The sequence below is a fragment of the Cupriavidus sp. 22TCCZM04-2 genome, from assembly GCF_057798895.1.
Genome location: NZ_JBYOJS010000002.1, coordinates 272408 through 285990, shown reverse-complemented (window position 1 = coordinate 285990; position 13583 = coordinate 272408). Strand labels below are relative to the sequence as shown.

Sequence of the window (13583 nt, the reverse complement as noted above, 5' to 3'; positions counted from 1 at the left end):
CCCCGGCCGCTGTTGGCCGGTGGCGTGGCCCGGCGCACTGCCTCACGTAGGACGGCGCGGACCACAGGAGTGAAGCATGCAGATAGGAATCCCGACTGAGACTCGGGCGGGGGAGGCGCGCGTCGCCGCAACGCCGGAGACGGTCAAGAAATATGTCGCACAAGGCCATCAGGTCGTGGTGCAGGCGGGTGCCGGCGTACGGGCCAGCCAGCCGGATGCCGCCTATGAGGCCGCGGGCGCCCGCATCGGCAGCGCTGCCGAGGCGCTCGGCGCCCAACTGGTGCTGAAGGTGCGCGCGCCGGAGATCACCGAGCTGGCGCACATGAAACCGGGTGCAGTGCTGGTGGGCATGCTCAATCCGTTCGATACCGAAAACAAGGCGCGCATGGCCGCCGCCGGCATCACGGCATTCGCGCTCGAAGCCGCGCCGCGCACCACGCGCGCGCAGAGCATGGACGTGCTGTCGTCGCAGGCCAATATCGCCGGCTACAAGGCCGTGCTGGTGGCCGCGCACCACTACCAGCGCTTCATGCCGATGCTGATGACCGCCGCCGGCACCGTCAAGGCGGCGCGCGTGCTGATCCTCGGCGCCGGCGTGGCGGGCCTGCAGGCCATCGCCACGGCCAAGCGCCTGGGCGCGGTGATCGAGGCGTCCGATGTGCGCCCGGCCGTGAAGGAGCAGATCGAATCGCTCGGCGGCAAGTTCCTGGACGTGCCGTTCATCACCGACGAAGAGCGCGAGATCGCGCAAGGCGTGGGCGGCTATGCCCGGCCGATGCCGCCGGACTGGATGCGCCGCCAGGCCGAACTGGTGCATGAGCGCGCCAAGCAGGCCGACATCATCATCACCACCGCGCTGATTCCCGGCCGCCAGGCACCTGTGCTGCTGCACGAAACGACTGTGCAGCAGATGAAGCCGGGCTCGGTCGTGGTCGACCTGGCCGCCGCGCAAGGCGGCAATTGCCCGCTGACCGTGGCAGACGAAGTGGTCGAGCGCCATGGTGTGACCTTCGTCGGTCACACCAACCTCGCCAGCATGGTTGCTGCCGATGCCTCGGCGCTCTATGCGCGCAACGTGCTGGACTTCCTCAAGCTGGTCATCGACAAGGAAGGCCGGTTCACGCTCAACCCGGACGACGACATCGTCGCCGCCTGCCTGATGACACGGCGGGAAGAAGAGGCATTGGCCTGTTAAGGAGAGTTCGATGGAAATGGTGAACCACACGGTGATCAACCTGATCATCTTCGTGCTGGCGATCTACGTGGGCTACCACGTGGTCTGGACCGTCACGCCCGCGCTGCATACGCCGCTGATGGCCGTAACCAATGCGATCTCGGCCATCATTATTGTCGGCGCCATGCTGGCGGCCGGCCTGACCGAAGGCGGCGTGGGCCGCACCATGGGCACGCTGGCGGTGGCACTGGCCGCGGTCAATGTGTTCGGCGGCTTCCTGGTCACGCAGCGCATGCTGGAGATGTTCCGCAAGAAGGCGCCCAAGGTGAAGGCCGAAGGCAACGCGAAGGCCCCGCATGCGGGCGGCGAACTGGTGGAGATGCCGCGATGAATGCCCTGTCCATGAATATGGTGACGCTGTTCTACCTGGGGGCGTCGGTCTGCTTCATCCAGGCCTTGAAGGGCCTGTCGCATCCGGCTTCCGCCCGCAAGGGCAACGCCTTCGGCATGATCGGCATGGCGGTGGCGGCGCTCACCACGGTGGCGCTAATCGCCAAGCTCAAGAGCGAGTTCCTCGCGGCTGGCGCTGGCACGGGTGCGGGCCTGGCGCTGATTCTCGCGGGGCTGGTGGTCGGTGGCGGCATTGGCGCCTATGTGGCGAAGAAGGTCGAGATGACCAAGATGCCCGAACTGGTGGCCGCCATGCACTCGCTAATCGGCATGGCGGCGGTGTGCATTGCCGTGGCAGCGGTCGCGGAGCCTGCCGCATTTGGCATCGCGGCGGCGGGCTCGCACGAGATCCCGATGGGTAATCGTATCGAGCTGTTCATCGGCTGCTTTGTCGGCGCCATCACGTTCTCCGGTTCGGTGATCGCGTTCGGCAAGCTGGCCGGGCGCTACAAGTTCCGCCTGTTCCAGGGCGCACCGGTGGTGTTCCCGGGCCAGCACATGCTGAACCTGGCGCTGGCGGTTGCGATGGTCGGCTTCGGCATCGCGTTCTTCATGACGCAGGACTGGCTGCCGTTCCTGTTGATGCTGGCCATCGCCTTCGTGCTCGGCGTGCTGATCATCATTCCGATCGGCGGCGCCGACATGCCGGTGGTGGTGTCGATGCTGAACTCGTATTCGGGCTGGGCGGCGGCGGGCATCGGCTTCTCGCTGAACAACCCCATGCTGATCATCGCCGGTTCGCTGGTGGGTTCCAGCGGTGCGATCCTCTCGTACATCATGTGCAAGGCGATGAACCGCTCGTTCTTCAACGTGATCCTGGGTGGCTTCGGCAGCGATGCGACGGCGGCCAGCGCGGGCGGCGCGCAGGCCCAGCGTAACGTGAAGTCGGGTTCGGCCGATGACGCCTCGTTCCTGATGGGCAATGCCGAGACCGTGATCATCGTGCCGGGCTACGGCCTGGCCGTGGCGCGCGCCCAGCACGCACTGAAGGAACTGACCGAGAAGCTGACCGAGAAGGGTGTGACCGTGAAGTACGCGATCCACCCGGTGGCGGGACGCATGCCGGGCCACATGAACGTACTGCTGGCCGAGGCCGAGGTGCCGTACGACCAGGTCTTCGAGATGGAAGACATCAACAGCGAGTTCGGCCAGGCCGACGTGGTGCTGGTGCTCGGCGCCAACGATGTGGTGAATCCGTCGGCGAAGACCGACCCGAAGTCGCCGATCGCGGGCATGCCGATCCTGGAGGCCTACAAGGCCAAGACCATCATCGTCAACAAGCGCTCGATGGCCGCGGGCTACGCCGGGCTGGACAACGAACTGTTCTACATGGACAAGACCATGATGGTGTTCGGCGACGCGAAGAAGGTGGTCGAAGACATGGTCAAGGCGGCGTAAAGACGACGTCAAGACGACGTAAAGACGACGTAAAGACGACGTCATACGGATATCGGAGGAGACATGGCAATGAACCACGAGGACGGACGCAGCCTGAACCCGTTCGCTGACCTGGAGGGCAAGGTGGCGCTGGTCACCGGGGCCTTCGGTGGACTGGGTCTGCATTTCGCGAAGACCCTGGCGCGCGCGGGCTGCAAGGTGGCATTGGCCGGCCGGCGCGTGGGCGAGGGCGAAGCACTGCTGGCCGAACTGCGCAAGCAGGGCGCAGAAGGCTGCGTGGTCGCGCTCGACGTAAGAGACCCGACCTGGGTCGACGCGGCGTTCGAGGGCGCACAGCGCGAGCTTGGGCCGGTGCAGATCGTCGTCAACAGCGCGGGCATCGCGACCACGGGCGCGGCCATGGAGGTGGACGAGGCGCAGTGGCAAAGCGTCATCGACACCAACCTGAACGGCGCCTGGCGCGTGGCCCAGCGCGCCGCGCGCATGATGCGCGCTCACGAGACGGGCGGCAGCATCATCAACATCGCCTCGATCCTTGGCCTGCGCGTGGCCCAGCAGGTGCCCGCGTACACCGCCGCCAAGGCCGGGCTGATCCACCTGACGCGTTCGCTGGCGCTGGAGTGGGCGCGCCATGGCATCCGCGTCAATGCGCTGGCGCCGGGCTATTTCGAGACCGAGATCAACCGCAGTTTCTTCGAGACCGACAGCGGACAGGCACTGATCCGGCGCATTCCGCAGCGCCGGCTCGGGCAGCCGCGCCAGCTCGACGGCGCGCTGCTGCTACTGGCCTCCGATGCCTCCGACTTCATGACCGGCACGGTGCTGCCCGTCGACGGCGGCCATTCCATCAATTCGCTCTAATTTCGCTTCGAGGCAAGCTCCCATGTTCACTCCCTGCCCCACCGAGCGCAGCCAGGCCATCGCCGAGCGCGTCGAGGCCTTCGTGCGCAAGGTCGTCGTGCCTTACGAGCGCGATCCGCGCAATGCCGGCCACGGTCCCACCGAGGACCTGGTCCGCGAACTGCGTGCCAAGGCGCGCGAAGCCGGCGTCATGACGCCGCACATCCTGCCCGATGGCGATCACCTGACGCAGCTGGAGACGGCTGCGGTGCTCAAGCGCTCCGCGCTGTCGCCGCTGGGTCCCGTGGCCGTTAACACGATGGCGCCGGACGAAGGCAATATGTACCTGCTCGGCAAGGTCGGCACGCCGGAGCAGAAGCGGCGGTTCCTCGACAAGCTCGTGAGCGGCGAGGCGCGCTCGGCCTTCTTCATGACCGAGCCGGCCGAGGATGGCGGCGCGGGTTCCGATCCGTCGATGCTGCAGACCATTGCCGTGCAGCAGGGCGACCACTGGGTCATCAGTGGCCGCAAGATGTTCATCACCGGCGCGCAAGGCGCCTCGGTCGGCATCGTGATGGCGCGCACGGGTGGCGACGACAAGGTCCGCTCGACGATGTTCCTCGTGGACCTGCCGGATCCCGCAATCCGCGTCGAACGCGTGCTCGACACCATCGACAACTCGATGCCGGGCGGCCATGCGCTGATCGTCATCGACAACCTGCGCGTGCCGGCCAGCCAGGTGCTGGGCGAGGTCAATGAAGGCTTCCGCTATGCGCAGGTGCGGCTGTCCCCGGCGCGGCTGTCGCACTGCATGCGCTGGCATGGTTGCGCCACGCGCGCGCACGAGATCGCCACGGACTACGCGACGCGGCGCAAGGCCTTCGGCAAGCTGCTGATCGACCATGAGGGGGTGGGCTTCATGCTGGCCGAGAACCTGATCGACCTGCAGCAGGCGGCGCTGATGATCGACTGGTGCGCCGGCGTGCTCGATGGCGGCGTGCTCGGCACCACGGAAAGCTCGATGGCCAAGGTCGCGGTGTCGGAGGCCGTGTACCGCGTCGCGGACCGCTGCGTGCAGGTCATGGGCGGCATGGGCGTCTCGCGCGATTCGATCGTCGAGCAGGTGTTCCGCGAAGTGCGCGCCTTCCGCATCTACGACGGCCCGACCGAAGTCCACAAGTGGTCGCTGGCGAAGATGATCAAGCGCACGGCCCTGACCGGCGAGGCGCGCCATGGCTGAGGCAAACGATTTCGGCGGCACCGTGCCGGTCCGCGAGCAGCACCGTTTCGACCAGGCCGCCCTGGAGCGCTGGATGGCGCAGTACGTCGAGGGCTATGCCGGGCCGCTGACGATCGACCAGTTCAAGGGCGGCCAATCCAACCCGACCTACCGCCTTCGCACGCCGGGCCACAGCTATGTGCTGCGGCGCAAGCCGCCCGGCGAACTGCTCAAGGGCGCCCATGCGGTGGAACGCGAAGCCCGCGTGATGGCGGCGCTGGGGCAGGCGGGCTTTCCGGTGCCGCGCATCCACGGACTCTGCACCGATGATTCCGTGATCGGCAGCTGGTTCTTCGTGATGGACATGGTCGAGGGACGCATTTTCTGGGATGCCGGCTTTGCCGATGTGCCACGGGTCGACCGTGCCGCGTACATGGATGCCATGAATGCGACGCTGGCCAGGCTGCATACGATCGACCCGCAGGCCATCGGGCTCGGCGACTACGGCAAGGCTGGCGGCTATGTGGCGCGCCAGGTGGCGCGCTGGTCCGCGCAGTACCTGAACGACGAACTCGCTGGCCGGCATCCGGCGATGGATAAGCTGGTCGAATGGCTGCCTCGGCATCTGCCCGCTGCCGACGATGTCGCCATCACCCATGGCGATTTCCGTGCCGACAACCTGATCTTCCACCCGACCGAGCCGCGCGTGCTGGCAGTGCTGGATTGGGAGCTGTCGACCCTGGGCGACCCGCTTGCCGACTTCGCCTACCACGCCATGATGTTCCGCATGCCGCCCGATATCCTGGGCGGCATCGCGGGGCGTGACCTTGCTGCGGCGGGCTTGCCCGATGAGGCGGCCTACGTTGAGGCCTATTGCGGTCGCACGGGACGCGACGGCATTGCCGATCTCGACTTCTATATCGCCTTCAACATGTTCCGCTTCGCGGCGATCCTGCATGGCGTCAAGGGCCGGGCCGCACGCGGCACGGCGTCCAGTGCGCAGGCGCATGCCATGGGCGAGCGCTTCGCGCGCGTGGCGGACCTGGCGTGGGCTCAGGCCCAACGCGTGGGCTGATCTCTGCCGGCGGTCAAAAAAGCCGTTTCGCCAAGAAAAATCGCCGCTTGCGGCGGCGATGGGGAAGGGGGTTGTCAGTCAAGATGGGGGTCTCAACGACAAGACCATTATAGGTTATGTATTAAGACATTACATACAACTTTAGAGGGGGTTCGTTGGGCAACAATTAAAAAGCAACGCAACCGTCGCTTCAATAGGGTTTGCCGAGGAACAGGTAGAAGCTGTAGACGCCTGCCGTCGCCCGGCCGTAGGCCAGGTAAAGCGGACCGATCGGGCTGTCGAGCGCAAGGAAGATCGAGCCTGACTTCAGGATGCCCGTAGGGCTGCCGGGCACGAGCGGACCGCCCACGTGCCCGGCTTCCAGCGACATGCCGGCATAGACGCCTTCGAGCAGGGTTTGCTTGACCAGCTTGTTGTAGTAGACGATGCGCGCGAACTGCAGGTTCTCGCCAAGCAGCTGGCCCGTGCTGTAGCCCGATTGCTGCAGGAAGCCGCCCCATTGGAACAGGTCGTAGCGCGGCAGCGGGTTGCTGCCGATCTTGCTGCCAGCCCGGAAGCCCAGGTTGAAGGTGTTGTTGCCGAACGAAATCGCATAGATGCCGTCGATGGTGCCCTTGACATAGGCCTGGTCGGCGCCCAGCCCGGGCTGGGAAGCGAAGACCTTGAGCCAGCCCGCGTAACCGCTGCGCGGGAAGGACGTGCTGTCGAGCTGATCCAGGAAGACGCGGCCGGTAATGGCGCCGATCCGGATATGGCCGGGCCCCGGTGCGAGTTGGGCCGGGCCGGTGCTGAGCGAGGCATCGGCCGCACCGGCCTGCACGCCGATGCGGGCTTCGCCGTATTTGGTGAACTGGCTGCCGAAGTCCAGCGACGCGGTGTAGCTGCGCACGTCGTACTGGGCGATCCGCGTGGTGCCCTGGAAGATGTTGACGGGCCTGCGTTCGAGATCGATGCGCGGCGCCACGAAAAAGAACTGGCGGATATTCAGCGGCTGGTAGAACTCGCTGTGCAGCGCGGAGGTCTGGCCGACCTGCACGTCATTGCGCCATTCGGCGCCCAGCGAGTTGATCCACGTGCGCCGGTGGCTGGCGACGAGGTTGAAGTACGCATCGCCGCGGAAGTCCGTGTTCAGGCCCAGGCCGAAGCGCAGGTAGTTCGGCCCGTAGGACTTCTCGACGGCATCGACGGTCATGATGTGCCGGCCCGGCTCTTCCAGGAAGCCATAGTTCACATGTTCAAAGTCGCCGGTCCCGAACAGGTGCCGCATGTCGAGGTCGAGCTGCGCCTGGTCGATCGGCTGCCCCGGCTTGGTTTCCATCGCCGCTGCGGCAAAGGCGGGATTGACCCGTTCCATCGGCGCAAAGCGGATTTCATCGACGGGCCGCAGGTCCGGCGGCGCCAGGTTCTGCTGGCGCGTGCGCAGTGCCGCGTACTGCTCCGGCGGCAGCGCCAGCGGCGCGAGGCGGTCCGCCACCTTGCGCGCGGCGGCTTCGCCGATGGGGATGGTGTCGGTCAGGTGGTCGAAATCGCTGGCCGAGAAATCGCCCAGCTCCGGCAGGATCAGCACATCGGTGGGCTTGAGCAAGGCCAGCGAGCTGCGCACATTCTGCTCGGTCAGGATGTTGAGCATCTGCCCCGTCACGCCGAGGATCGAGTTGAGCTCATCGCGCCGCATCAGCGGCGTGCCCAGGTTCACGGCGATCACGATGTCGGCGCCCATTGTCCGCGCCACGTCCACCGGCAGGTTGTCCGTCAGTCCGCCGTCGACCAGCAGGCGCCCCTCGTACTCGGCCGGCGCGACCGCGCCCGGCACGGACATGCTGGCGCGCATGACTTGCGCAAGTTCGCCGTTGCTGAACACGACCGGCGTTCCCGCGACCAGGTCGGTGGCCACGGCCCGGTAGGGAATCGGCAACTTGTCGAAGTCGCGGTAGCCAGGCACCTGGGCCAGCTGGCGCAGCACCGTTTCCAGCTGCACGCCCGAGACCGCGCCCTTGGGCAACTGGATCTTCCCGTCCTTGAGGCCGATCTCGGGCGTGAACAGGTTGGTGTAGTCGTCGAGCTTGCGGCGCACCGTCAGGTCCTGGCGCGGCGGGCGTTCCTTGAAGATCTTCGCGGTCGTCAGGCCGCCCACGAGCTTTTCCATGTCGGCCGGCGACATGCCACTGGCATAGGCGCCGCCGACCAGCGAGCCCATGCTGGTGCCGGCGATGCAATCGACCGGCACGCGCATCGCTTCCAGGACCTTGAGCACGCCGATATGCGCCGCGCCGCGCGCTCCGCCGCCCGACAGCACCAGGCAGATGCGCGGGCGGCCCAGGCCCGGGGCCGGCACCCCCGGCGGCGACGGCGGCGTGACGGTGGGCACGGGGCCTGGCGCCGGCGTGGGCTCGCCCGCGGCCTCGGCCGCGCAGGCATTGCCCAGCCCCAGCAGCAGTGCGGCAGCGGGCAGCGCAGCCAACAGGGATCGCGTCGCAACGTTCATGGGACAGGTCCGCAGGCGCCGGGAGTTATGGCTCGGGTCGCCCGGCCGGGGATGGGTGACGCTGACGGGCCGGCGATGCTTGAAGGTATCTTGGCGCAAAGCCGGAGGCACCGAGCCCGCCGTCGAAACAATTCATCATGGCTCTCGGAAGCGTTCAGATCGCCGCACTGCACCACAACATGCCAGGCGCGGGGCGAGCGGAACGGCTACTATCAAGGGACAGGCAAGGATCTGGGGACCGCATGCACGGTTATTTTTTTTGCCAGACCGCCGCGGGGCAACTGACCCTGATTCCTCGGGAAAAGGACTGGATGCTGATGTTGGGCAACGGCGTCGTCGGACGCTATCCGGATGCCCAGGCTGCGGTGGATGCCCTTCACGAGGGTGATTTGCGGGTGCGCGGGCAGCCACTGGACGCCCGGGGCCTAGGGATTCCCAGGCGCGCGCACGACTGGCTCTACCATGTGTTGAGCCGCTGAGCGGCCCGCCGGCATGCCGGCGCCCTATGGAGGGATCCGCCATGACTGCACTGGTCGATTGGGCGCGTGAGCACACTTGTCGGCTCTTTCCGATGTCGGCGCAATACAGCCGTGGCAGCGGCAGCCAGGTGCAGGTGGTCTGGCAGGCGGAGCCGCCGGGCACGGGTGGCCGCCCGCATCACGGCGCGGCACTGGAGTTCGACCAGGAAGTGATCGACGCGGTCTACGTGGCCGATGCGGCCGAGCTTGCGCGCATCGGCTGCAAGCTGGCGGATGTCGTGTCGCGCTGGCTGGCGGGCGATGATATCGCTTGCCTGGGCGCGGACAGGCTGGTGATCCCGGTGGGGGAGGGGTTGCTGAATCACTAGCGCGGCAGTGCTCGCCAAGGCACCCCCGGCTTGCTTTCCGCCCCGGGCATATACTGTCGCCAACACCGGCGTTGCCGGCTTTGCGACTTCGAGCTGTTCCGTGTCCGATCATTCCCATCAAGACGACCCCCGTCCCCTGCCGCCCGAGCGGCCCGGCGACAACGAATGCTGCGGCTCCGGCTGCGACCCCTGCATCTTTGATTACTACTACCAGGAACTGGAGCGCTACCGCGACGCGCTGAAAGCCTGGGAGGCGCGCCACGCCGCCGCCGAGGACTCGCCCACGTGAGCGCGCTCGGCGACTTCGTGCGTCAGCATCCGCGCCTGTTCGTGCTGACGGGTGCCGGCATCAGCACCGATTCCGGCATCCCGGGCTACCGCGACGCGAATGGCCAGTGGCAGCGTTCGCAGCCGATCACGCTGCAGGCCTTTCTCGGTTCTCACGCGGCGCGCCAGCGCTACTGGGCGCGCAGCATGATCGGCTGGCCCGTGGCGGCTGGCGCACAGCCCAACGCCGGCCATCACGCGCTGGTGGCGCTGGCCGGGCAAGGGCACGTGACGCGGCTGGTCACGCAGAACGTGGACGGCCTGCACCAGCGTGCAGGCAGTGAAGACGTGATCGAGCTGCACGGCAGCATCGGCAGCGCGATCTGCCTGTCATGCGGCGCGCGCCATGACCGCGCCGGCGTGCAGCGCTGGCTGGCCGAACAGAACGGCGAGATGCGCGATGTGATCGCCGAGCCCGCCGCCGATGGCGATGCCCATTTCGAATCGCCGCTGTTCGCGCAGTTCCGCGTGCCGTCGTGCGAACGCTGCGATGGCCTGCTCAAGCCCGATGTGGTCTTCTTCGGCGAGTCCGTGCCGCGCGATCGCGTCGAGGATGCGCGCGCGGCATTGGCCGAGTCCGACGCGGTGCTCGTGGTCGGTTCGTCGCTGGTCGTGTATTCGGGCTATCGCTTCTGCGTCTGGGCTGCCCAGATGGGCAAGCCGGTGGCCGTGGTCAATCTTGGCGTGACGCGTGCCGATCCGATGCTCGCGCTTAAAGTCGAAGCGCCGTGCGCGCAGGCGTTGTCGGAACTGACGGCGCAGCTCGCTGCGGCCAGGTGATTGACCGACGCGTCTCCGGGCGATAGCATCGTCGCATTGTTTCTTGTCTTCCAGACTTCGAGTCCCATGAACGCAGCCCGCCATCGCCACGCCCTGTCTGCCCTTGCGGCCGGCGCGCGCGCACGCGGCCTGGCTGCGATGGTCTCGGTCGCTCCCCCTCTCCCTGTCGCGTCGCCACCCCCGGCGACCGCCGGCGCGCCTCCGCCGCCGGCATTGCTCGGCTGACGGGTTCTTCCCGCGGCACCTCCTGACGTCTCCGGTATCAGCCAGTGTTGGCGCGCGATTGCGCCGATGACACGCGCGCGTGCCGGAGCCTGCCATGCATTCGACAGGTGCAACACCATGCGTATCGACAACAATCTGGCGGCACGGACCCGTGCCGCTTCCGGCCAGCGCACGCTGGCCTCGCTGGGCGCCACGCCCCTTTTCGTGCTGCTGTGGAGCAGCGGCGCCATCTTTGCCCGCTGGGCGCTCGACCATGCCACGCCGTTTGCGCTGCTGACGCTGCGCTTTGCACTGGCGCTTGCCGTGCTCGTCGCCATTGCGCTCGCACGCGGGCCGGTGCTGCCGCCGCGCGGTGAGCGTGGGCTGGCCGCGCTAGCGGGTTTGCTGATGATTGCCGGGTATTCCATCGGCTATTTCCTGGCGCTGGAGCGCGGCCTGACGCCGGGGGTGCTGGCCACCATCCTCGGTGCGCAACCGGTGCTCACGCTGCTGCTGACCGAACGGCGCTTTGGCGCGGCGCGCATGGCCGGACTCGCCCTTGCGCTTGCGGGACTGGCGATGGTGGTGGCGGACAGCTTGCTGATGGCGCGGCTGTCGCCGGCCGGCGTGCTGTTCGCGCTGGCCTCGCTGATGAGCGTGACCGTGGGCGCGATCGTGCAGAAGCGGCTCGCCGGCACCCCGACGCAGGTGCTGCCGCTGCAGTACGGCGCAAGCACGCTGGCATGCCTGCTATGCCTGCCGTTCCAGCCGTTCGCCTTCGATGCCACGCTGGCGTTCTTCGTGCCGCTGCTGTGGCTGGCGCTGGTGATCTCCGTCGCCGCGACGCTGCTGTTCTACCGGCTGATCCGCGCCGGCAACCTGGTCAACGTGACGAGCCTGTTCTACCTCGTGCCGGCGGGCACGGCCGTGTTCGACTATCTGCTGCTCGGCAACCGGCTCGCGCCGATGGCGATTGCCGGGATGGGGGCTATCCTGGCGGGACTGGCGCTGGTGTTCCGGCGCAGGCCGGAACACTGAACGCCGCGGCTCAGCCCGCCGCCTTGCCCCGCAGCAGCTTGCCGGGCAGGGCGCCGGTGGCTTCCTTGTGCTCGAAGATCGGCACGCCGGCCACGAGCGTGGCCAGGTAGCCATCGGCCTCCTGCACCAGGCGCCGTCCGCCTGCGGGCAGGTCGAACGCCATGCGGGGCGCATGCAGCCGCAAGCCGTCGTAGTCGATCGCGTTGACGTCCGCTTTCATGCCCGCCTGCAGCGTGCCGCGGTCGGTGAGCCCGTAGAGCCGCGCCGTATCCGCGGTCTGGCGCCTGACTAGCGCTTCCATGGGCAGACGCGGGCCGCGTGTGCGCTCGCGCGCCCAGTGGGTCAGCATGAAGGTCGGCATGCTGACATCGCAGATATAGCCGCAGTGCGCGCCGCCGTCGGACAGGCTGTTGACGGTGGAGGGATGCTGCAACATCTCGTGCAGGTGCGTGAGAGACCCGTACGAGTAGTTGAAGCTCGGGTAGTAGAGGATGGCCTTGCCATCCTGCTCGAGCATCAGGTCGTAGATCGCCGCGAGCGGGGTCTGACCGCAGCGTGCCGCGATGGCTGCGACGCTTGTCTCGGGTGGCGGCTCGTAGTCGGGCGTGTCGCCGAGCGGGAAGATGCGCTCGAAGTGGCCGAACATCGCCTCGAGCCCGCGATCCATGCGCGCACGCGGCTCGGTCAGGATCCGTTGCCGCACGGCGGGGTCGCGCAGCTTTGCCACGCGCGCTTCGAAGCTCAGTCCGGCCAGCTCCAGGAACGCGGGGCAGGCGATAAACGGATGCAGCGAACTCTGCCACGAGAACAGCAGCCCCAGCGGCCGGCCACTGATGCCGCCATACAGCGGCACGCCGCCCGCGTGCGCGGCGTCGAGCGCCGTCAGCAGGTCGCGCCAGAGGTCGGGTGCGGGATCGGTCTGCTGCAGGTTGAACAGTACCGGGAGCTTGTTATGGCGCGCCAGCCGTTCGAGCCACGGCAACTCGTTGCTCATCGACACATGGTTGGCCGTCATCTGGAACACGCCGTGTCCCACTTCGCCGAGCACGCGGCCGAGGCTCGTGATCTCGTCGCCGCTGGCGAAGGTACCGGGCGGGTACTTGCGCTCGTCGTACTTGTGCAGGAAGGTGCGCGACGTCGAAAAGCCCAGCGCGCCGGCCGCCATGCCTTCGCGCATCAGCTGGCACATCTGGTCGAGGTCGTGCGGCGTGGCTTCGTCGTGGTGGATGCCGCGCTCGCCCATCACATAGGCGCGCAGCGCGGCGTGCGGAATCTGCGCACCGATGTCGAGCGCCTTGGGCCGGCGGTCGAGTGCGTCCAGGTATTCCGGGAAGGTCTCCCAGTCCCACTCGATGCCTTCGGACAGCACCGAGCCCGGGATGTCTTCCACGCCTTCCATCACCTTGATCAGCCACGAGCGGTCGGCGGGGCGTACTGGCGCGAAGCCCACGCCGCAGTTGCCCATCACCGCGGTGGTCACGCCATGCCAGGTCGATGGCGACAGGTACGGGTCCCAGGTGGCCTGACCGTCGTAGTGGGTATGGATGTCGATCCAGCCGGGCACGACCAGCGCGCCATCGGCATCGATCTCGCGCCGCGCGGCGCCGGCCTTGCCACCGGCCTGGCTGACGCGACCGCCATCGATCGCAAGGTCGCCCTGATAGGCCGGTGCGCCGGTGCCGTCGACGATGGTGCCGCCACGGATGACTAAGTCGTGCATTGTTTGTTCCTTTGCGGTGTCTGGTC

General features: G+C 67.4%; 13 protein-coding genes. 11 read left to right on the top strand and 2 right to left on the bottom strand.

Features of this window, described 5'->3' with window-relative positions; genetic code table 11:
* The first annotated feature begins 76 nt into the window (after window positions 1–76).
* From AC3FKG_RS04715 to AC3FKG_RS04690, 6 genes are all read left to right on the top strand, one after another.
* Window positions 77–1195, top strand: a complete 1119-nt coding sequence (locus tag AC3FKG_RS04715; protein WP_488742535.1) for a Re/Si-specific NAD(P)(+) transhydrogenase subunit alpha — start codon at window positions 77–79, stop codon at window positions 1193–1195.
* A gap of 10 nt (window positions 1196–1205) precedes the next feature.
* Window positions 1206–1565, top strand: a complete 360-nt coding sequence (locus AC3FKG_RS04710; RefSeq protein WP_011295852.1) for an NAD(P) transhydrogenase subunit alpha part 2 — start codon at window positions 1206–1208, stop codon at window positions 1563–1565.
* Window positions 1562–3022: an NAD(P)(+) transhydrogenase (Re/Si-specific) subunit beta gene (locus tag AC3FKG_RS04705; RefSeq protein WP_488742534.1), complete on the top strand. Its 1461-nt coding sequence runs from the start codon at window positions 1562–1564 to the stop codon at window positions 3020–3022. Before AC3FKG_RS04710 ends, AC3FKG_RS04705 begins: the two co-directional genes overlap by 4 nt.
* A 69-nt stretch (window positions 3023–3091) precedes the next feature.
* Entirely contained in the window at window positions 3092–3883 is a 792-nt protein-coding gene (locus AC3FKG_RS04700; RefSeq protein WP_483712895.1) for an SDR family NAD(P)-dependent oxidoreductase, read from the top strand.
* Between the two features lie 22 nt (window positions 3884–3905).
* A complete protein-coding gene (locus AC3FKG_RS04695; RefSeq protein ID WP_483712897.1) occupies window positions 3906–5102 on the top strand; it encodes an acyl-CoA dehydrogenase family protein in 1197 nt (398 codons plus the stop codon).
* Window positions 5095–6156 carry a phosphotransferase gene (locus tag AC3FKG_RS04690; RefSeq protein WP_483712899.1) on the top strand — a complete coding sequence of 354 codons (1062 nt, stop codon included), beginning with the start codon at window positions 5095–5097 and terminating at the stop codon, window positions 6154–6156. Before AC3FKG_RS04695 ends, AC3FKG_RS04690 begins: the two co-directional genes overlap by 8 nt.
* A 190-nt stretch (window positions 6157–6346) precedes the next feature.
* Here AC3FKG_RS04690 and AC3FKG_RS04685 read toward each other — a convergent pair whose 3' ends face one another.
* Window positions 6347–8641 (bottom strand): patatin-like phospholipase family protein, encoded by a 2295-nt coding sequence (locus tag AC3FKG_RS04685; protein WP_483712901.1) that lies wholly within the window; start codon window positions 8639–8641, stop codon window positions 6347–6349.
* A gap of 242 nt (window positions 8642–8883) precedes the next feature.
* On the opposite strand from AC3FKG_RS04685, the gene AC3FKG_RS04680 reads away from it, so the two are divergent.
* From AC3FKG_RS04680 to AC3FKG_RS04660, 5 genes are all read left to right on the top strand, one after another.
* A complete protein-coding gene (locus AC3FKG_RS04680) occupies window positions 8884–9120 on the top strand; it encodes a hypothetical protein (protein ID WP_483712904.1) in 237 nt (78 codons plus the stop codon).
* 41 nt (window positions 9121–9161) lie between these two features.
* Complete coding sequence (locus AC3FKG_RS04675; RefSeq protein ID WP_483712906.1) at window positions 9162–9488, top strand: hypothetical protein; 327 nt, start codon at window positions 9162–9164, stop codon at window positions 9486–9488.
* Window positions 9489–9588: 100 nt separating this feature from the next.
* Entirely contained in the window at window positions 9589–9777 is a 189-nt protein-coding gene (locus AC3FKG_RS04670) for an oxidoreductase-like domain-containing protein (RefSeq protein WP_483712908.1), read from the top strand.
* Entirely contained in the window at window positions 9774–10595 is an 822-nt protein-coding gene (locus AC3FKG_RS04665) for an NAD-dependent protein deacetylase (RefSeq protein WP_483712910.1), read from the top strand. The genes AC3FKG_RS04670 and AC3FKG_RS04665 overlap by 4 nt, the downstream gene beginning before the upstream one ends.
* A 342-nt stretch (window positions 10596–10937) precedes the next feature.
* The gene (locus tag AC3FKG_RS04660) at window positions 10938–11837 is read left to right on the top strand and encodes a DMT family transporter (protein ID WP_483712912.1); all 900 of its coding nucleotides are present in this window, start codon (window positions 10938–10940) and stop codon (window positions 11835–11837) included.
* 10 nt (window positions 11838–11847) lie between these two features.
* Here AC3FKG_RS04660 and AC3FKG_RS04655 read toward each other — a convergent pair whose 3' ends face one another.
* Complete coding sequence (locus AC3FKG_RS04655; protein ID WP_483712914.1) at window positions 11848–13557, bottom strand: N-acyl-D-amino-acid deacylase family protein; 1710 nt, start codon at window positions 13555–13557, stop codon at window positions 11848–11850.
* Window positions 13558–13583 lie beyond the last annotated feature (26 nt).

Coding starts and splice junctions, on each gene's coding strand:
- AC3FKG_RS04715 (WP_488742535.1), top strand. CDS start 77: ATGCAGATAGGAATCCCGACTGAGACTCGGGCGGGGGAGGCGCGCGTC.
- AC3FKG_RS04710 (WP_011295852.1), top strand. CDS start 1,206: ATGGAAATGGTGAACCACACGGTGATCAACCTGATCATCTTCGTGCTG.
- AC3FKG_RS04705 (WP_488742534.1), top strand. CDS start 1,562: ATGAATGCCCTGTCCATGAATATGGTGACGCTGTTCTACCTGGGGGCG.
- AC3FKG_RS04700 (WP_483712895.1), top strand. CDS start 3,092: ATGAACCACGAGGACGGACGCAGCCTGAACCCGTTCGCTGACCTGGAG.
- AC3FKG_RS04695 (WP_483712897.1), top strand. CDS start 3,906: ATGTTCACTCCCTGCCCCACCGAGCGCAGCCAGGCCATCGCCGAGCGC.
- AC3FKG_RS04690 (WP_483712899.1), top strand. CDS start 5,095: ATGGCTGAGGCAAACGATTTCGGCGGCACCGTGCCGGTCCGCGAGCAG.
- AC3FKG_RS04685 (WP_483712901.1), bottom strand. CDS start 8,641: ATGAACGTTGCGACGCGATCCCTGTTGGCTGCGCTGCCCGCTGCCGCA.
- AC3FKG_RS04680 (WP_483712904.1), top strand. CDS start 8,884: ATGCACGGTTATTTTTTTTGCCAGACCGCCGCGGGGCAACTGACCCTG.
- AC3FKG_RS04675 (WP_483712906.1), top strand. CDS start 9,162: ATGACTGCACTGGTCGATTGGGCGCGTGAGCACACTTGTCGGCTCTTT.
- AC3FKG_RS04660 (WP_483712912.1), top strand. CDS start 10,938: ATGCGTATCGACAACAATCTGGCGGCACGGACCCGTGCCGCTTCCGGC.
- AC3FKG_RS04655 (WP_483712914.1), bottom strand. CDS start 13,557: ATGCACGACTTAGTCATCCGTGGCGGCACCATCGTCGACGGCACCGGC.